This window comes from Collinsella aerofaciens (assembly GCF_015670795.1).
Lineage (GTDB): Bacteria > Actinomycetota > Coriobacteriia > Coriobacteriales > Coriobacteriaceae > Collinsella > Collinsella aerofaciens_Q.
In genome coordinates this window covers 17,343-35,745 of the sequence record NZ_JADPCJ010000020.1, presented here as the reverse complement: position 1 = coordinate 35,745, position 18,403 = coordinate 17,343, and the positions used below count along the sequence as shown (strand labels likewise).

Below are 18,403 nucleotides of genomic sequence, written 5' to 3'. Positions count from 1 at the left end.
ACGAGCACATGGCTGATTCCCAGACTGCAACCTCCGCGCCCGAGTTTAAGAGCGCCCACTTTATCGGTATCGGCGGCGCCGGCATGAGCGGCATCGCCCTCGTTCTGCACGAGCGCGGTTATGCCGTTACCGGCTCCGACCTTAAGACGTCACGTTATATCCGCCAGCTTACCCGCGCTGGTGTGAAGGTACATGTGGGCCATGAGGCCGCCACGATCGACGAGGTCAAGCCCGACGTGGTTGTTGTCTCCACCGCTATTCCGGAGTCCAACCCTGAACTCGTGCGCGCTCGCGAGCTTGGTATTCCCGTGTGGCCCCGTGCCAAGATGCTCTCTGCCTTGGGCCACGGCTACACTACCGTCGCTGTTGCCGGCACGCACGGCAAGACCACCACGTCTTCGATGTGCGCCACCATGCTCGACCGCATGGGTCTGGATCCGAGCTTCCTGATCGGTGGCATCGTCGAGGGCTATGACACGAACGGCAAGAACGGCTCGGGCGACTACTTTGTCGCCGAGGCCGACGAGTCCGACAGCTCCTTCCTGTTCCTGAACCCCAACGTGGTCATTGTGACCAACGTCGAGGCCGACCACCTCGATCACTACTCGGGTATCGAGGAGATCGAAGCGACTTTCGCCAAATTCATGAGCCTGGTGGGCGAGGACGGCACCGTCATCGTCTGCGGTGAGGACCCGCATCTGGTCGAGCTCGCCAAGTCGACGGGCCGTCACGTGCTTTCCTACGGCTTTGCCGAGAGCAACGACATCGTCTGCATGCACCCGGATGTCAAAGGCATCCAGAGTGACTTTATCGTTCGCTTTGAGGACGGCACTGAGCATGCCGTGGAGATCAAGAGCAATCCCGGTCGCCACAACATGCTCAACGCCACGGCGGTGCTCACCGTCGCCCATGTCCTGGGCCTTGACATCGACGCCGCCGCCAAGGCGCTCTCGAGCTTTGAGGGCGTCCGCCGTCGCTTTACCTACGTGGGCGATATCGATGGCATCACCGTGGTCGATGATTACGGCCATCACCCCACCGAGATCAAGGCGACGCTTGCTGCCGCTTCGTCGCTGGGCTACAAGCATGTCGACGTCGTGTTCCAGCCGCACCGTTATTCGCGCCTGCAGGCCCTGTGCGACGACTTTGCCGATGCATTTGCCAATGCCGATAAACTGCTGCTGATTGATGTGTTCTCGGCTGGCGAGATGCCCATTCCGGGTGTTACCTCTAAGATGCTCGCCGATACCGTGCGCGCCAAGCATCCTGGCAAGGAGGTCGTGTACTGCTCCAGCCGTCTTGAGCTCAATCAGGAGCTCGAGCAGATGGTGGGCGAGGGCGATCTGCTGCTCACTATGGGTGCCGGTGACGTTACGACCATCGGTCCCGAGTTCATTGAGTATCTGACTGCCAAGAAAGACGCTTAAGTCTAATGGGTCTGTTTAACGCCGTCATGGCGCTCTCGGGCATGATCGACACGGATGTGATCGAGGACGAGCGCCTTGCGCGTCATACGAGCTATCGTATCGGCGGCAAGGCCGACCTCTTTGTGACGTGCCATAGCTATCATGCCCTCCGCCGCGCCGTGGCGGTGCTCGATCGCGAGCAGGTGCCGTGGGTCATCATCGGCAAGGGCTCCAATCTGCTGGTTGCCGATGGCGGTTATCGCGGCGCCGTCATTTCGCTCGGACGTGAGTTTCAGCGCACGGTTGTTGCCGATGACGGTTGTACGCTGACGGTCGGTGCGGGCGTGATGTTTGCGCGCCTGGTCAACGATGCCCTGTCGCGTAGCCTCTCGGGCCTTGAGTTTGCCGTTGGCATCCCTGGCTCGGTTGGCGGTGCGATATCTATGAATGCCGGCACACGGACCGAGTGGATTGGCTCGCTGGTTGAGGATGTCGTAACGTTTGACCCGGCATCCGGTATCAAGCATTATGCGGGGTCCGAGATCACTTGGGGCTACCGCGAATGTAGCCTTCCCCGCAATGAGATTATCCTCGAGTGCGTGCTCAAGCTTAAACCGGCGCCCAAGGCCGACATTCGCGAGCGCATGGAGCGGTACCTGACGAGGCGCAAGCGTACGCAGCCCATGGGTCGCGCATCCTGCGGGTCGGCCTTTCGCAACCCGCCCGATGCGAGTGTGGGCAAGCTTATCGAGGATTGTGGATTAAAGGGTTTTTCGATTGGCGGCGCGGAAGTTTCGCCCGTTCACGCTAATTTTATCGTTAATAACGGAACTGCCTCGGCCGATGACGTTGCCGCGGTTATCAGACATGTGCACGGAAAGGTGAGGGAGGCGTATGGCATCGAGCTCAGACCGGAAGTTAAATTCCTCGGCTTCTAGAGCATCGAAACCCACCTTCCGCCGCGCCGGAGGGCGTTCCGGCGCGCCTGCCAAACCTCAACGCAATACCGTCGCGCACTCTAAGTCTGTCGGGCATGCTCGACAGACCAGTCGTCCGGTTGTCGGCTCGCAGCTCGGTAATCGTCCGGCCGCAAAAAAGTCCTCGCGTCCCTCGGTGACGTCAAAGCCTGTTATGGGCGCCAAACCCGCCCGTCCCATGGCAACTCCTAAGCCCTCGACGGGAACTAAAGCGCCGCGTCCAGGTCGCACGCTGGGCGCATCGAAACCGCGCTCGCTGACATCGGTGCCGGCTACCGCCAAGAAGCCTTCGGGTAAAAAAAGCGTCAACCCGTTGTCTTCACTTGGGGCGATGGTAAATAAAACATCAGACGCCGCTTCTGTCGTTGCAGGCAAAGGCAAAATCGTGGGCGGCGTTCTGGCCGCCTTGGCCGTGCTCGTCGTCGTTGCCATCGTGGTGATCAACTCTGGATTGTTTACCGCCACTGATATTCAGATTCAAGGTAGCGAGCATGTGACGAAGCACGATGCTATCCAGCTGATCGATTTGCCCGAGGGAACGTCGCTTTTTAACGTCGATCCCGACCAGATTACCGAGGACCTCAAGCAGAATCCGTGGGTCTCGGGCGTGGATGTCCAGCGTCAGTTCCCGCATACGCTCATCATTACGCCGATGGAGCGCAAGGTCATCGCAATTGCCTATATCAGTTCCGATGACCTTGCCTGGGCCATCGGGGATGATGACACCTGGATCGCCCCACTGTCGACGTCGGTCGAAGTGAACGACCAAGGCAACGTCATCACGACAGGGCAGGGCTCAAATACCTTGACCGGAATCGATGCCGCGCTGGCGCTCGCTAAGCACTATGGCGCGGTGTTGTTGACTGATGTCTCGGCGGATGTCGCTCCGGTTTCCGGCCAGGCAGTGAGCTCCAAGGCCGTTAAGGCTGGCTTGGATTATGTGCGTGGTTTTTCGAGCGAGTTCTTGGGACAAGTCAAGGATATTTCCACGCCTTCGGTCGAAGCCATCTCGGCAAACCTCAATAACGGCATTGAGGTGTCGCTGGGCGATTCGAACGATATCGTCAAGAAGGAGCGCGTAGTCACCAAGCTGCTTTCGCAGGTAGAGGGCGTAACGTATATCAATGTGCGCTCTCCGGGTAACTATACATTTAGGAACGCTCCGACCTCGTAGCGCTGGTTGATGCTTTGTTGAGGGGCCATACCACGCCGTTTATCTGGTTTGTTTGGTTTTCACGGTCAATTATTTGACTGATACGTTCATAATGTGCAAACATAATACGGTTTACCTTTGCATTTACTTTCAACCTGAAGGTTAATGTGCGCAGGGGTCGACCCATGCTATGGCTATAACCTTTGTTCGGAGGACCGACATGCACGAGACAGAGATCAACAACTACCTTGCCGTCATTAAGGTGGTCGGCGTCGGCGGCGGCGGTACCAACGCGGTCAATCGAATGATCGAAGAGGGCATCCGCGGCGTCGAGTTTGTTGCCATCAACACCGATGCTCAGGCACTCGCGATCTCTGATGCCGATATCAAGGTGCACATCGGCACCGACCTTACCCGCGGCCTGGGCGCCGGCGCCAACCCCGAGGTTGGCCGCAAGGCTGCCGATGAGTCCCGCGACGACATTGCCGAGGCGCTCGCTGGCGCCGACATGGTGTTCATCACCTGCGGCGAGGGCGGTGGCACCGGTACCGGCGCTGCTCCCATCGTTGCCGATATCGCGATGAACGAGGTCGGTGCGCTGACCGTCGCCGTCGTGACCAAGCCCTTCACCTTCGAGGGCCGCAAGCGCAAGAAGAGCGCCGAGGAGGGCATTAAGACCCTCTCCGATTGCGTCGACACCATGATCGTCATCCCTAACGATAAGCTGCTCGACATCGCCGAGAAGAAGACCACCATGCTCGAGGCCTTCGCGATTGCCGATGGCGTCCTTTCCCAGGGCACCCAGGGCATCACCGACCTCATCACCGTCCCCGGTATCATCAACCTGGACTTCGCCGATGTTAAGACCATCATGAAGCAGGCCGGTACCGCCATGATGGGTATCGGTACCTCTTCTGGGGACACCCGTGCCGTCGACGCTGCCCAGCAGGCCATCTCCAGCCCGCTGCTCGAGAGCTCCATCGATGGTGCCACGCGCGTGCTGCTCTCCATCGCCGGTTCCAAGGACCTGGGCATCCAGGAGATCAGCGACGCCGCCGACGTTGTCGCCAACGCCGTCGACCCCGAGGCCAACATCATCTTCGGTACCGTTGTCGACGAGTCCCTGGGCGATCAGGTGCGTATCACCGTCATCGCTACGGGCTTCTCCGACTCCAACGTCAACCGTCAGGACGAGCTCTTTGCTGCTCAGCAGTCTCAGAGCAAGGCCGCTGCCTCCGCTGAGCCGCAGCGCACCGCTCCTGCCACGAGCCCGGCTCAGGCCGCTCCGACCCGCAACGTCGGTGGCACCGAGCTTCCTAACTTCGGCAACGATCAGTTCGAGCTTCCCGACTTCCTGAAGCGCGGTAGCTTCTAAGTCGTTCTTTGCATTGTTGTGCACAGGGGCGTGTCCGTATGGACGCGCCCTTTTTATTTCGACTTTGTAAACTAGAACCTCCAATCTCTTTACGTTCCCTTTACGATTGCCTCCAGCGCAGCAGGTATCCTTTTAGAGAAGTATGACAGCCGTATAAACGCGGGCTGTAGCGGCGATGCCGCGGTACTTGTGTTATTAGGAGGCTTTAGTATGGCAGCACGTGCGGACAAAGTTTCGCGTGTCGACCATGATGGAGTTACGTTGGTGGAGGGCGCGACATCCGATGTTCGCTTTGCCTTCACCGAGCGCGCCGGTGGCGTTTCCGAAGATGCGTACTCCTCACTCAACTTGGGCTCGCATGTTGGCGATGACCCCTTTGCTGTTCAAGAAAATCGTTGTCGTGCGCTCGAGGCTATGGGTGCCGCCGAGTGCGAGCACAACCTGCTCGTTCCCAATCAGGTCCATGGTGATCATATCGTTGCGGTGACCTCGAACGGCGCCGATGACCTTGAGGACGTTCGCGAGCAGATTGCCGAGGGCTGTGATGCCATCGTCTGCACGGCGCATAACGTGCCCGTGCTGCTCTGCTTTGCCGACTGCGTTCCCGTGGTGCTGGTGGCCCCCGGCGGATTTGCCGTGGTGCACTCCGGTTGGAAGGGCACGATTGCACGTATTTCCGCCAAGGCGTGCCAGGCGCTTTGCGATGCTGCCGGTTGCGATGCGAGCGACGTTTCCGCCTATATCGGCCCCCATATCTTGGGTGACGAATATGAGGTATCCCAGGAACTCATGGATCGCTTTGCCGCCGAGTTCTCTTGCATCGATGCGAATACCTCTCGCATGCTTGATCTTTCCGCTGCCATTCGCGAGGCGCTGGTAGATGTCGGTGTCGACGCGGATAATATCGTGGATACCCAGCTTTCGACCGTGCGTCAGAACGACCGCTTTTATTCCTACCGTAACGAGGACGGCACCTGTGGGCGCCATGCTGCGATCGGCGTGATGCTATGAGAAAGATCGTATCGGTCCTGAGCGCCGCTGTGCTTACGCTTACGCTGTGCGCCTGTTCTTCGGGATCTTCTACCTCTTCCATTACCGTGGCCGGCTCCACGACCTGCCTTCCTATCGCCGAGATTGCGGCCGAGGGCTTTAAGGAGGAGACCGGCATCGACGTGCTCGTTTCCGGTTTGGGTTCTTCCGCTGGGATCGAGGCCGTCAGCGCCGGCACGGCCGATATCGCCAGCTCCTCCCGTGGACTCAATGCCGACGAACAGGATCTGGGCCTGACTCCCATCGTCATTGCCCACGACGGTATTGCGGTCATCGTGAACGACGACAACCCCGTCGATAACCTCTCGACCGAGCAGCTCCGCGATATCTACGCCGGCAAGATTACCAATTGGAAAGAGGTCGGTGGCGAGGACCTGAGGATTCAGGTCATCAACCGAGACGAGGCGTCCGGTACGCGCGAGGCCTTCCGTACCATCGTGATGGATGGCACGCCGTTCGATCGCCGCTCGGCTGTTCTTTCGGGTACGGGCCAGGTGCGCGACGTGGTATCTCGTTCGCGTGGGGCCATCGGCTACATTTCGCTGGGCTTCGTCGATAGCCTCAACGCCAAGACCTCGGTCAAGGCCGTCTCGGTCAATCATGTTGAGGCGTCCGAGAAGACGGTCGCGAGTGGCGGCTATCCCATCTCGCGCGACCTTTACTTCTTTGTGAAGGGTGTGCCTTCGCAGCAGGCGCAGGATTACATCGACTATGTGACGTCCGAAAAGATGGACAAGCAGATTCGCGAGGCGGGCTTTATTCCCGTCACCAACGACGAGAAGGGGAGTGAGTAGCATGGAAGCACAGGAAAACTCCCAGACTGAGCAGAATGTTCAGACGCCCAAGAAGCGCGAGCTGGCGCTCGTATCGCGCAGTACCTATATCAAGGAGAAGGCGCTGCAGTGGATCTTCTTTGCCTGCGCGTTCTTGGCGGTCGTTACCGTCATCCTGATTTTTGTCTTTACCACGTACTCGGCGCTGCCCGTCTTTACTGACATCGGTCTGGCTGACTTCTTTAGCTTTACGTGGGCGCCTTCCGAGGGCCACTACGGCATCTTGTCGCTGCTTGCTGACTCGGGTCTGGTGACCGTCGGTGCGCTCGCCATGGGCGTGCCGCTGGGCGTGGGTACGGCCGTTTACCTGGTCGAGATTGCCAGCAAGCGCGTGCGCAAGCTCATCAGCCCCGCCGTTGACCTGCTGGCGGGCATACCCTCCATCATCTACGGCTTCTTTGGCATGATCATCATCCGCCCGTTTATCGCACAACTGACCGGCGGCCTTGGTTTTGGTGCGCTGACGGCGTGGTTTGTGCTCGCCATCATGATCGTCCCTACCATCACCACGCTCACCATCGATGCTCTCAATTCCATTCCCATGGGCATTCGCGAGGCATCGTATGCCATGGGCGCCACAAAGTGGCAGACCATCTATAAGGTCGTGCTACCTGCCGCGAAGCTGGGTATCGTTGATGCCATCGTGCTGGGTATGGGCCGTGCCATCGGCGAGACCATGGCCGTGCTCATGGTCGTAGGTAACGCCCCGGTTATTCCCGACAGCATTGCGAGCCCCATCTCGACGCTCACGAGCCAGATTGCGCTCGACATGAGCTATTCCTCGGGTCTACACCGCTCGGCGCTGTTCGGCATGGGTGTGGTCCTGTTTATCATCTCCGCCACGCTGGTGGGTATCGTTCGTCTGATTTCCAAGAGGAAGAGGGGGTAGGCTATGTCCGATTCCGTTGACACGACGGTCGATACGACCTCGTCGCGCGAGCGCATCAAGCGTGCCCTTTCCCACGGCAAGAAGGGCCGCATCAACAAGGACCTGTCCAACAAGATCATGCTTGGCGTGTTTCGTGCCGCTGCCTACATCACCACGCTGGTGCTGGTCGCTATCATCGCCTACGTGGTCATCAACGGCCTGCCACACATCTCGCTCGACTTTATCTTCGGTTGGCCCCAGGGCGTCAACGCCGAGGGCGGAATTTGGCCCACGATCGTCTCGACCGTCTACGTGACGGCGCTCGCCATGCTTATCTGCACGCCGATCGCTGTGCTGGCAGCCGTCTATCTGGCCGAGTACGCCAAGCAGGGCAAGGTCGTCGAGCTCATTCGCTACGCTGCTGACGCTTTGGCCTCGGTGCCCTCCATCGTTATGGGCCTGTTTGGCTACGCCTTGTTTGTCGAGGCTATGGGCCTGGGCCTTTCGATGGTCTCGGCCGCTCTGGCGCTCGCGCTCTTGATGCTTCCCATCGTCATGCGCACCACCGAAGAAGCCATTCGCGCCGTTCCGCGCTATATCCGTTGGGGCGCGTACGGCCTGGGCGCTACCAAGTGGCAGGTCGTCTCCAAGATCGTGCTTCCTTCGGCCTTTGGCCGCATTGCCACGGGCATCGTCCTTGCCATCGGCCGTGCCATCGGCGAGACCGCCGTGGTGCTCTACACCATGGGCCAGGCCATCAATCTACCTATCTCGCCGCTCGATTCCGGCCGCCCCATGACCGTTCACCTGTACCTGCTTGCCAACGACGGCATCAACATGAACGCAGCCTACGGCACCGCGCTCTTGCTGATGGTGATCATTTTGGCCTTCAACCTGTTTGCGCGCTTCCTGTCGCGCAAGCGCCGCTAGTTAAGGAGTCCCATGTCCGTCTATCAGTCCGCTCCCACGCTGGAGCAAGCGGCCATCACGGCCAAGGATTTCAACTTTTGGTACGGTGACTTTCATGCGTTGACGGGGCTTGACCTCAACATCGCCAAAAACGCCATCACCTCCTTCATTGGCCCTTCGGGCTGCGGCAAGTCGACGTTTTTGCGCTGCATCAACCGCATGAATGACCTGATCGAGGGCACGCGCGTCGAGGGCACCATGACGCTCGACGGCAACGATATCTATGCCGAGGGTGTCGACCCGGTCGACCTCCGTCGTCGCGTGGGCATGATCTTTCAGCAGCCCAATCCGTTTCCCAAATCCATCTACGAGAATGTCGCCTTTGGCCCTCGTCTGCAGGGCGTGACTAGCAAAAGTGACCTCGATGACATCGTGGAAGAATCGCTCAAACGCGCCAACCTCTGGAAAGAGGTATCCAATCAGCTCAACAAGGATGGTTTGGCGCTCTCGGGCGGTCAGCAGCAGCGTCTGTGCATCGCGCGCGTGCTTGCGGTGCAACCCGATGTCCTTCTGATGGACGAGCCCTGCTCCGCCATCGACCCCACGTCCGTCTCTAAAGTCGAGGATCTGATGGCCGAGCTGGCGCCCGAGATGACGATCATCATCGTCACGCATTCTATGCAGCAGGCAGCTCGTATCAGCGACTACACCGCATTCTTCTTGCAGGAAGTTGCCGGCGAGCCCGCCACGCTCATCGAGTATGGTCAAACCGACGCGATCTTCACCAGTCCGGTGGACTCGCGGACGGAAGACTATATCACCGGCCGCTTTGGCTGATCGGTGCGACTAGTCCCAAGCTGATCGGACCTGGTCCGGTGTGTATTCACTGTGCGGGCGGCATGACCGCACCCAACTGATTGGAGTGAACCATGCGCAAACTGTTTTCCCGTCAGCTCATCGAGGCCCGTCACGAGATGCTGAGCATCTACGAGGCCGTCGATCTGGCCCTCCACGATGCCGTGAAGGCCTATGTGACCGACGACCGCAAGCTCGCCACCAAGACCAAGAAGCGCACGCTTTCGGTTGACGCACGCTGCGCCAACCTGGAGGCCGTCTGCTACAACCTGATTGCCACGCAGTCACCGGTCGCCTCCGACTTCCGCTTGCTGCAGACGATCATCTACGTCGACTTTAACCTGCAGCACATGACCGATAAGGTTCGCCAGATTTGCCGCGCCACGCGTCATATGATCAAGGCCGACATCTCGCTGCCCAAGGAGCTTGTCGGCACGGTCGAGGCCGAGGCTGAGGCCGTCTACCAGGTGCTGGGCTCTTCGCTTTCCGCGCTCGTCACCAACGACATGTCCATCATCTGCAACTTGGCCGTCGAGGACGAGCCAGTGCACGCCGCCTACGAGAAGTTCTTCCGCACTTTCAACCGTATGGATACGGGCGACTTTATGGACGACGACAGCAACTATGACGACCTGCGCCGCGCCATCATGGTTTCGCGCTACCTCGATCGCATCGCTTCGATTTCCATCGATGCCGCCTGCCGTCTGACCTTCCTGTTGACTGGTCAGCGCATGAATGCCGGTGATATCGCCCGTACAGACGAGGATGAGCTCGAGAGCATGCGCGTGCCTTCGGGCGAGGGTGTCATCATGAGGCCCGCCGTCGACGCTCACTACGTTGCCAAGGTGCCCGCTAACGAGGTCAGCGAGGGTCTTCGCTACCTGCTCGATCATCTTGAGGACGAGGACGATGGCGAGGACGACGAGGAGTAAGTAATTCCGTTCGTCGAAAGATTGTAAATACCTAAGTGAGCGCGGCCTTGCACATGCGGGGCCGCGCTCTTGCGTTAGCATGGGACTACTTGTTTGGCTGTCAGCGGAGGCGATTGGCAATGGATAACTATTTGGACTTGATGCGCGCTCGCCGCGAGCAGATTCTGGAACGTTTTTATGCGGCGCTCGATCGCGCAGGCCGTCCCCACGACGCCGCGCGCCTCATTGCCGTGTCCAAGACCGTTGGTGTCGATGAGACCGTTGCCGCCATCCAGGCGGGGTATCGCCATTTTGCCGAGAATCGCCCGCAGGAGCTGGTTCGCAAGCTCACAGGTTTGGCGGAGCATCCGGAGCTGCCCGAGGTGCGCTTCGATATGATCGGCAACCTGCAGACCAATAAGATCAATGCGGTGCTGGGCTCAGCCGAGCTGATCCACTCGGTGGGTTCGCTGCATCTGGCGCAGGCGATCTCGAGCCGTGCTGTCCGCAAGATTGAGGCAGGCGAGCTCGCCGGCCCCCAGCGTGTGCTCATTGAGGTCAATGTGAGTGGTGAGGAGTCGAAGGGAGGCTTTTCGCCCGATGAGATTCGCGTCGCCGTGGGTGAGCTTGCGGAACTTGAGGGAATTTGCGTACAGGGGCTTATGACTATGGCGCCCCGGGGGAATAAGGATGTGGCACGCCGCACCTTTGCGGGGCTTCGTGAGCTGAGGGATGAGCTGGAGGCGGCGCATCCCGATTTGAACCTGCCTGAGCTTTCCTGCGGCATGAGCGAGGACTTTGAGCCTGCCCTTGAGGAGGGCTCTACGCTCGTTCGCCTGGGCAGGGTAGTATTTAGCCCGGAGTTTGCAGTAAAATAAGGCTCTGAAGTGCGCACTGATTATCGGGGCGCCTGCACTAAACCGCGAGAGGACACAACCATGGGCTTCCTTGACGAGATTAAAAATAAGATGCACCTGGGCGGCCAGCAGGGTTACGACCAGGGTTATGGCCAGGACGACGACTACGGCTACGATGACGGCTATGACGATAGTTATCAGGGCAACGGCTACAGCGGTGCTTCGGGCGAGGGCTTCTACACCCAAGACGAGCCGAGCAACGGCCTGCTTGGTCAGACGCGCCGCGGTGAAGCTGAGTCGGTTGCCGTGTATACGCGCTCCGGTCAGCTGGTCGGCGATGACTCCCGCCATGCTACGACGTATAACCCGCCTTCGCGCTCGCAGGACAGTGTTGCGAGCGGTTATCGTCCTGGTGCCTATGACACGCCGTCGAGCTACGCCGAGAACACCCGCGCCCGTGCCGTCGCTGCGCCCGCGCCTGCACCGAGCGATGCCTCGGCCTATGCGAGCAATATCATCAACGCCACACCGCAGCTGCCGGCCTATGTCCTGCGCCCCGAGAGCTATGACGACGTGGAGACCGTGGTGCGCCGCGTTCGCACCAAGCAGCCTGTCGCACTGATTTTTGTGGGCGTACGCACCGAAGTTGCCAAGCGCGTCTTGGACTTCTCTTACGGCTTTGCCTGCGGTCTGGGTGCCACGGTCAAGGAGGTGGGCGACCGCGTGTTCATGGTGCTGCCCGCCGGTTGCGAGGTCAAAGATTCCGATCTCAAGAAGCTTCGTGCCGACGGCTACCTTAAGTAAAGACAAGACGAGGAGATTCCCATCAACATCTACACTATCGTCCAGCTGGTCAACACGCTGTTCAACTTCTATTCCACGCTTATTGTCGTCTACTGCTTTATGACGTGGATTCCCATGAAGCAGGGTGGTTTGCTTCAGGATATTGCCGCGGTGCTTGATAGCGTGTGCGGTCCGTGGCTTAACCTGTTCCGTCGTTTCATCCCGCCGATGGGCGGTATCGATTTTTCGCCGGTCGTTGCGATTATTGCGTTGCAGTTGGTGCAGAGGCTGGTTCTGCAGCTTCTTATAGGTATACTCGTGTAGAACTGACTTAGTAACTTACGTCGGGCGTGTAGCGCCGAGGCGATGAAAAAGGAGACTTGTTATGGCTATTACCCCTGCAGACATCCAGGCTCAGACTTTCTCTGAGGCCAAGCGTGGCTACGATCCTGCTGAGGTCGACGTCTTCTTGGAGACGCTGTCCTCTGAGGTTGACGCTATGCTCGCTAAGATCGTCGACCTTAAGGGCCGTCTGACTGCTACCGAGCAGCAGCTTGCCGATGCGCAGGCTCAGCTTGCCCAGGCTCAGGATGCCCCCGCCCAGGCCGTTCCTGCCGCCCCCGTGGCTGCTCCCGCCCCTGACTTCTCCGCTCAGGAGCGCCAGATTTCCGCTGCCCTGATCGCTGCCCAGCAGACCGCTGAGACCATCGTCAACGATGCCAACGAGAACGCTGAGCGTATCCGCAACGAGGCTGACGCCAAGGCCCGCGAGGTTATCCGCCAGGCTCTGACCGAGAAGCAGGCCGAGCTCGAGGAGATCGATCGTCTCAAGGCTTCCCGTGAGGAGTTCAAGGCAGAGTATCTCAAGCTCATCCAGCACTTCATGGACGATGCCCAGAATTCCTTCCCGGCCGATCTGATGGCCTCCACGCCGGTCGGTTCTGCCGCTTCTCCTGCAGTGACTGTTCCCGCCGAGCCGCTGCCCGTCGCTGACCCGGTTGTCCCCGTGGCCGATCCCTTCGCCCCGATCGACAACTTTGCTGCCGACGACCTGGACTAACATTCGGCCTACAATTTAGTGCCTAGAAAGGACCCGCAGCTTGCGGGTCCTTTTTTATGACTGTACCGGGGCGCGCAACATAAAAAACCGAGCCCTGCACATAGTGGCGCAGAACTCGGCGAACCGGTGAGCGGTCAAGGATAGGTTTTAGGGCATGTCCCAAAATCTACTTGAGGAGGAAGCCGGAGAGGGGAATGTTACGGGCCTCGCGATGCTCGGGATCGGCGATGTGGTCGGCAGGATATCCGCAGACGAGCATGTGATAGGGATAAACGCCTTTGGGCAGGTTGAACTGCTCCTGTGCCACCTCGGGCTTAAAATGGCATACCCAGCACGTTCCCAGGCCCTGCTCGGTGGCCTCCATCATCATCTGATCGCACACTATGGACGTATCGATTTCACTGGAATTCATCTGGTCATACGGGCGCACCCAAGCGTCTTCGGTAACGCTACAAATAAGGAAGATGAGGTGAGCGCCAAAGATAGATCCATCACGAGCAAACCGAGGCTGACAAGCAGCAGCCTTCTCCAGAAGCTCAGGCGTATCCAACACCATCACACGGGTTGGATGATTATTGCAAGCAGAAGGAGCAATACGCCCAGTCTCAACAATGGCATCCACCACAGCCTGCTCAACAGCCCGAGCTTCAAATTCACGACAAGAATAACGAGAACGGGCCAGATCCAAATATCCCATAACCAAACCCTCCAAAGTCAGCAAATCAATCCAAAGTAAAACAAAAGGTACCCAGAGCCCCATCCAGCCAAACGCCCATCACCGCCCCAAAGTATCCAATCGGGCATAAAAGGTCGCATCGGCCAAGTCCCCATCGCATTCTAACTATCAGCCAAGGTTCCCAATGGTGGTACATAAGGGAGCGGGCCCGACCACTCATAACCTTTTGAACGACTCTGCTTGCAGCCGGAGTGAAAAAGGTTATGAGTGGTCGGGCCCGCGACCGGTGGGACACGTACCCCCAATTAACTGTTCTTCATGACAATCGAATCCACAACATCGGCCACATTCTCGCAGCAGTCGGCGCAGTACTCCAGGAAGGCGTAGACGTCACGCCAAGCGATGACCTCGAGCGGATCCTTGCCGTTAACGTGCAGGTTGCGCATGGCGTTGATGTAGAGCTCGTCGGCCTCGGACTCGATGGTGTTGATCTGGATGACCAGCTCGCGCAGCGTTTTGGACTTGCGGTAGTTGGGAAGCTCGACCATCAGGTCTTTCATGGCGCGGCAGGCGTCAGTCACCTTGTGGGCGATGACGATGGCGTCGAGATGGATGCTCTGAATGTTGGTGAAGTAGACGCGCTGCACGACGCCCTCAATACGGTCGAGCACGGTGTCGAGCGCGCAGCTCATCAGATCCAGATCCTCGCGCTCGAGCGGGGTGATAAAGGCGGTGAGCAGGGCGTCTTCGAGCTCGTGGTGCTTCTTGTCTGCCGCATGCTCAATCGCATGCATCTTATTGAGCATGTCGTGAATCTGCGCGGGATCGAAGTTCTCAAAAATCTGGGTAAGCAGCTCGGCGGCCTGGACGGCGAGGTCGGCGCAGGCGACGTAGTTGTCAAAGTAGAACGAATCGGGTTTCTTAGCCATGGGTGGGTCCTTTCGAGGCGAAGACGGGTGGGCGAAGTGTTGCGGTCCAGATGGACGTTCGGTTTGACTAGAGGAACATCATGAACAGCTTGGCCATGACAAAGCTGATGAGTCCGCAGGCGGGGAAGGTGAAGAACCAGGTGAACATCATGTCCTTAACGACGCCGAAGTTGATGGCCGAGAGGCGCTTGACGGCACCGACGCCCATGATGGCGCAGGTCTTGATGTGTGTGGAGGACACGGGGATGCCGGTAAGGGTGGCAAGCAGCAGGTTCGCGGCGCCCGCGAGGTCGGCGGAGAAGCCCTGATACTTCTCGAGCTTAACCATGCTCTGGCCGACGGACTTTATGATGCGCTCGCCGCCGACGCTGGTGCCGATACCCATGGTGGCCGAGCACAGCAACATAATCCAGATGGGGATGCCGGCATCGCCGACGCTGGTCTGGCCGTTTGCGAAGGCCACGCCTAAAAAGAGCACGCCGATGAACTTCTGTCCATCCTGCGCGCCGTGCATAAAGCTCATGGCCGCAGCGCTCGCGATCTGAGCGTATTTAAAGAAGACATTGGCACGTCGCCTGTTGGCGGCGACGAAAAGAATCGAGACGAGCTTGCACAGGACCCAGCCCATGACAAAGCCCAGGCCGATGGAGAGCGCCAGGCCGTAGATGACCTTCATCCACTCGTGGACGTTGACGCTGCTCGCACCGCCGAGGGCGATGGCGGCACCGGTCAGGCCGGCGATAAGGCTGTGGCTTTGCGAGGTGGGGATGCCAAAACGCGACGCTGTGGCGCCGTAGACGACGATGGAGAACAGCGCCGCGCATAGGCAGGCGAGCGCCATGGTGCTGTTTCCGCCAAAGTCGACGATATGTGAGATGGTGTTGGCGACGCTCGCGTTAAAGTGCGTCATGATGAGCACACCGAGGAAGTTGAATGCGGCGCTCATGAGAATGGCGGCGCGGGCGGGCATGCAACGCGTAGTGACGCAGGTCGCGATGGCGTTGGGCGCGTCGGTCCATCCATTGACGAAGATGGCGCCCAACGCGAGGATCACGGTGACGGCAAGGACTGGGTTCGACACAATTTGGCCGAGGAAGGTTGAGAACGTTACGTCCATATATGGGCTTTCTCGAAGTTTGCAGACACGTTACAAAAACATGATAAATCGTATCACCTCCTGCGGGTCTCTTTACCGAGTTCTGATGGGAGAAGTGAACTTTTTGGCACTAAAATTGAATATTAGCCCTGTTGACCGCGGGTGTTCTTTTTGCTAACACGCCATGCGGACACGTGCGATTACTACGACACTCCAAAACCACAGTCTGTTCGCTTTACAACATGCAAACATGCGTTCGATAATAGGAGGCATGGAATATCGACAGACAGACGGCAAAACTCGGCGCGTACACAAGCAGTATGTGGACGTCGTGGCTCGCATCCTCGCGGGCGGACAAGTCGTGCCGGTTACCGTCTGCTGGGTCGACGGTCGCTGCTTTACGATTGACGAGATTGTCTCGTCCACGGGCTTTGGCTTAACGGTTCACGGTGTTCGTACGGCGACCTATAAGGTGCGTTTTGGCGGGCACGCGACCGAGTTGTATCTGGAGGACCAGACGCGCGAGCGGGCGGACGGCTCGCAGGCACACGTGATGCGTTGGTGGGTCTGGGCCTTTGATCGCACGCTCGAGGGCGAGCGCCGTAGGTAAGGACGTACGGCATTCGGGTACAATGACAGGAATCTTGTCAGCTACTGCGCTGTCGCGGCGCTTTTGAAAGGACGAAATTATGAACGATATTCAGGGCTATCAGAACGGCCCCATCGAAACCGGCGCAAGCCGTGCCAAGGAGATGTCGCCGCGTGCGTATAATCTTGCCATGTCTGCCCTCATCTTCTTGGGCTTTTGTGCCATGGGCGCTGGTGCTTACTTTACGAGCACCATGGCGTTTGCCCGCATGATGATGAGCGGCGCCGCCCTGCCACTGGTCTTTGGCTCGTTTATTTTGACCATCGTCGGCATGGTCATGATGTCGGCCGCCGCCAGTAAGCAGTCCGTGGGCCTGTCCCTTGTGGGCTACGTAATCTTTGCGAGCACCTTTGGCCTGACCGCGTCGTTTGGCCTTGCCAACTACGACCTGCCCACCATCAACACTGCCTTTATCGCCACGGCCGCCATCACCTTTGTCTTTGGCGCCTTGGGCGTGACGTTCCCCAAGTTTTTCCAGCGCGTATATGGCATCGGTTTTGGCATTCTGCTCGCCACTATTCTGGTTGAGATCGTGCTGATGTTCATGGGCGTCTCGCAGACCATCACCGATCTGATCGTAATCGTGGTGTTCGCCGGCTTTATTGGCTACGACACCTATGTTGCCACGACGGTGCCGCCTACGCTGCCCAACGCCGTGCTCATGGCGTCCAATCTGTTCGTGGACATTATCAACGTGTTCCTGCGCATCCTGAACATCCTTGGCCGTCGCGACTAGTGGCGAATTGCGGCGGTGCTTGCCGTGCGTGTAAATCGATGCGAAAGGCGGTCCTTCGGGGCCGTCTTTTTTGTACTCGGCGGGGTATCATGGATGGGAAAAGCCGATAGCGGCAGCGACAGGAAAGGTGACCACTTATGGCAGACGTCGACAACAGGAACCGTAACCGCAGGTCCAACCGAGCGGGTCAGCCCAATCCCAAGCGCGAGGCCCGTGCCAAGGCCGCCGAGCGTCACGTGGCAACTGTGTCCGAAGCGTGCGCCAAGGATATCGAGCGTTCGCTTGCCGGCGTGTGCGAGTTCGATGGTATGCCTGCCGGTTTTGTCGCGGCGATGAAGGCCAAGGTTCAGAGTGCTGTGGCCGCCGAAGAACAGGTTGCCGAGGACGTCGAGGGCGCGGAGGCTGCCGAGACCGAGACGGCGCCCGAGACCGAGGCAGCGCCTGAGCCTGCCGAGGAAATCGCCGAAGCTGAGTCCGCGCCTGCTGAGGAGCCCGCTCCGGTTCTGCCTGAGGTCACCGTGCTCGATGCCTCCGCCACGCAGGCCATCCTGGACAACGGTCGTGGCTATGCGCAGTTCTGCGACATGGCCGTGCTCGCCTTTGCCTCGTTCACCAACCCGGGCGGTGGCTACATCCAGGGCTATCTGGGCCAGGAGGCCACGCTGTGCGCCGATTCGTATCTGTACAACGTTCTCGATAAGCAGCGCAAATGGTACGGCGAGAACCGTCGCCGCAACATCAACTGCGAGCTTTACCGCAACCGTGCGCTGGTGGTGCCTGCGGTGCGCTTCGACCGCAACCACGTGCATGCATACGCCGACGTGATCGTGGCCGCCGCGCCCAACGTTAAGCGCGCCCGCCAGGAGTATCGCGTGAGCGACGATGCTCTGCTGGACGCCCTGCGCGACCGCATTCGCTTTGTGCTTGCCATCTGCGACGAGCTAGGTCGCGAGAAGCTCGTGCTGGGCGCTTGGGGCTGCGACAACAACGGCTTTGACGCAGAGGCCGTGGCCGAGCTCTTCCGCAAGGAGCTCGCGTCGGGCGACTTTAAGGTCAAGCAAGTCTTCTTTGCCGTGCCTTCTACGCGCTGGGATGAGGATTTTGCCAAGTTCGAGCACGTGCTGGCAAACTTCCCCGAGCGCAACGAGGAGTCCTATGCCCAGGTTGCCGCTCGCGCTGCGGCAGCTCGCGCCGCCGAGCAGACCCAGGCTGCTACCGAGGATGATGAGGACGAGGACGATTGGCGCAAGTACCTGTAATCGGTACGTGCTGACAGATAG

General features: G+C 59.1%; 20 protein-coding genes. 17 read left to right on the top strand and 3 right to left on the bottom strand.

Going from position 1 to position 18,403, the window contains the following annotated elements; all coding sequences use genetic code 11:
* Nucleotides 1–8: 8 nt before the first annotated feature.
* The 14 genes from murC (at nucleotide 9) to I4W09_RS07090 (ending at nucleotide 13,037) form a co-directional block, all read left to right on the top strand.
* Nucleotides 9–1,427 (top strand): UDP-N-acetylmuramate--L-alanine ligase, encoded by a 1,419-nt coding sequence (gene murC / locus I4W09_RS07155; RefSeq protein ID WP_196033206.1) that lies wholly within the window; start codon nucleotides 9–11, stop codon nucleotides 1,425–1,427.
* Between the two features lie 5 nt (nucleotides 1,428–1,432).
* Nucleotides 1,433–2,344 (top strand): UDP-N-acetylmuramate dehydrogenase, encoded by a 912-nt coding sequence (gene murB / locus I4W09_RS07150; protein WP_196033203.1) that lies wholly within the window; start codon nucleotides 1,433–1,435, stop codon nucleotides 2,342–2,344.
* Between the two features lie 424 nt (nucleotides 2,345–2,768).
* Nucleotides 2,769–3,557 (top strand): cell division protein FtsQ/DivIB, encoded by a 789-nt coding sequence (locus I4W09_RS07145; protein WP_271756785.1) that lies wholly within the window; start codon nucleotides 2,769–2,771, stop codon nucleotides 3,555–3,557.
* Between the two features lie 199 nt (nucleotides 3,558–3,756).
* Nucleotides 3,757–4,911 carry a cell division protein FtsZ gene (ftsZ, locus tag I4W09_RS07140; RefSeq protein ID WP_022094491.1) on the top strand — a complete coding sequence of 385 codons (1,155 nt, stop codon included), beginning with the start codon at nucleotides 3,757–3,759 and terminating at the stop codon, nucleotides 4,909–4,911.
* Nucleotides 4,912–5,121: 210 nt separating this feature from the next.
* Nucleotides 5,122–5,922, top strand: a complete 801-nt coding sequence (locus tag I4W09_RS07135) for a purine nucleoside phosphorylase YfiH/LACC1 family protein (RefSeq protein ID WP_196033197.1) — start codon at nucleotides 5,122–5,124, stop codon at nucleotides 5,920–5,922.
* Nucleotides 5,919–6,755: a phosphate ABC transporter substrate-binding protein gene (locus I4W09_RS07130; protein WP_022094493.1), complete on the top strand. Its 837-nt coding sequence runs from the start codon at nucleotides 5,919–5,921 to the stop codon at nucleotides 6,753–6,755. Before I4W09_RS07135 ends, I4W09_RS07130 begins: the two co-directional genes overlap by 4 nt.
* A gap of 1 nt (nucleotide 6,756) precedes the next feature.
* The gene (gene pstC, locus I4W09_RS07125; protein WP_196033194.1) at nucleotides 6,757–7,683 is read left to right on the top strand and encodes a phosphate ABC transporter permease subunit PstC; all 927 of its coding nucleotides are present in this window, start codon (nucleotides 6,757–6,759) and stop codon (nucleotides 7,681–7,683) included.
* Nucleotides 7,684–7,686: 3 nt separating this feature from the next.
* Entirely contained in the window at nucleotides 7,687–8,592 is a 906-nt protein-coding gene (gene pstA / locus I4W09_RS07120; protein ID WP_006234250.1) for a phosphate ABC transporter permease PstA, read from the top strand.
* A 12-nt stretch (nucleotides 8,593–8,604) separates the two neighbouring features.
* Complete coding sequence (gene pstB / locus I4W09_RS07115; protein WP_089571588.1) at nucleotides 8,605–9,408, top strand: phosphate ABC transporter ATP-binding protein PstB; 804 nt, start codon at nucleotides 8,605–8,607, stop codon at nucleotides 9,406–9,408.
* A 92-nt stretch (nucleotides 9,409–9,500) separates the two neighbouring features.
* Nucleotides 9,501–10,358: a phosphate signaling complex PhoU family protein gene (locus tag I4W09_RS07110; RefSeq protein ID WP_196033191.1), complete on the top strand. Its 858-nt coding sequence runs from the start codon at nucleotides 9,501–9,503 to the stop codon at nucleotides 10,356–10,358.
* Between the two features lie 119 nt (nucleotides 10,359–10,477).
* A complete protein-coding gene (locus I4W09_RS07105) occupies nucleotides 10,478–11,215 on the top strand; it encodes a YggS family pyridoxal phosphate-dependent enzyme (protein WP_196033188.1) in 738 nt (245 codons plus the stop codon).
* Nucleotides 11,216–11,275: 60 nt separating this feature from the next.
* Nucleotides 11,276–11,998 (top strand): cell division protein SepF, encoded by a 723-nt coding sequence (locus tag I4W09_RS07100; protein ID WP_055309820.1) that lies wholly within the window; start codon nucleotides 11,276–11,278, stop codon nucleotides 11,996–11,998.
* Nucleotides 11,999–12,013: 15 nt separating this feature from the next.
* Nucleotides 12,014–12,301, top strand: coding sequence for a YggT family protein (locus I4W09_RS07095; protein ID WP_040358293.1), 288 nt, complete (start codon nucleotides 12,014–12,016; stop codon nucleotides 12,299–12,301).
* 61 nt (nucleotides 12,302–12,362) lie between these two features.
* Entirely contained in the window at nucleotides 12,363–13,037 is a 675-nt protein-coding gene (locus tag I4W09_RS07090; RefSeq protein WP_022094499.1) for a DivIVA domain-containing protein, read from the top strand.
* A 166-nt stretch (nucleotides 13,038–13,203) separates the two neighbouring features.
* Here I4W09_RS07090 and I4W09_RS07085 read toward each other — a convergent pair whose 3' ends face one another.
* From I4W09_RS07085 to I4W09_RS07075, 3 genes are all read right to left on the bottom strand, one after another.
* Entirely contained in the window at nucleotides 13,204–13,734 is a 531-nt protein-coding gene (locus I4W09_RS07085; RefSeq protein WP_196033185.1) for a nitroreductase family protein, read from the bottom strand.
* A gap of 284 nt (nucleotides 13,735–14,018) precedes the next feature.
* Nucleotides 14,019–14,642 (bottom strand): DUF47 domain-containing protein, encoded by a 624-nt coding sequence (locus I4W09_RS07080; RefSeq protein ID WP_196033182.1) that lies wholly within the window; start codon nucleotides 14,640–14,642, stop codon nucleotides 14,019–14,021.
* 67 nt (nucleotides 14,643–14,709) lie between these two features.
* The gene (locus I4W09_RS07075; protein WP_196033179.1) at nucleotides 14,710–15,759 is read right to left on the bottom strand and encodes an inorganic phosphate transporter; all 1,050 of its coding nucleotides are present in this window, start codon (nucleotides 15,757–15,759) and stop codon (nucleotides 14,710–14,712) included.
* A gap of 250 nt (nucleotides 15,760–16,009) precedes the next feature.
* On the opposite strand from I4W09_RS07075, the gene I4W09_RS07070 reads away from it, so the two are divergent.
* The 3 genes from I4W09_RS07070 to I4W09_RS07060 all read left to right on the top strand — a co-directional run bounded on the left by I4W09_RS07070 (nucleotide 16,010) and on the right by I4W09_RS07060 (nucleotide 18,382).
* Entirely contained in the window at nucleotides 16,010–16,348 is a 339-nt protein-coding gene (locus I4W09_RS07070) for a hypothetical protein (RefSeq protein WP_055309824.1), read from the top strand.
* Nucleotides 16,349–16,427: 79 nt separating this feature from the next.
* Nucleotides 16,428–17,123, top strand: coding sequence for a Bax inhibitor-1 family protein (locus tag I4W09_RS07065; protein WP_148332186.1), 696 nt, complete (start codon nucleotides 16,428–16,430; stop codon nucleotides 17,121–17,123).
* Between the two features lie 137 nt (nucleotides 17,124–17,260).
* Nucleotides 17,261–18,382: a TIGR02452 family protein gene (locus I4W09_RS07060; protein ID WP_006234233.1), complete on the top strand. Its 1,122-nt coding sequence runs from the start codon at nucleotides 17,261–17,263 to the stop codon at nucleotides 18,380–18,382.
* Nucleotides 18,383–18,403: the final 21 nt, after the last annotated feature.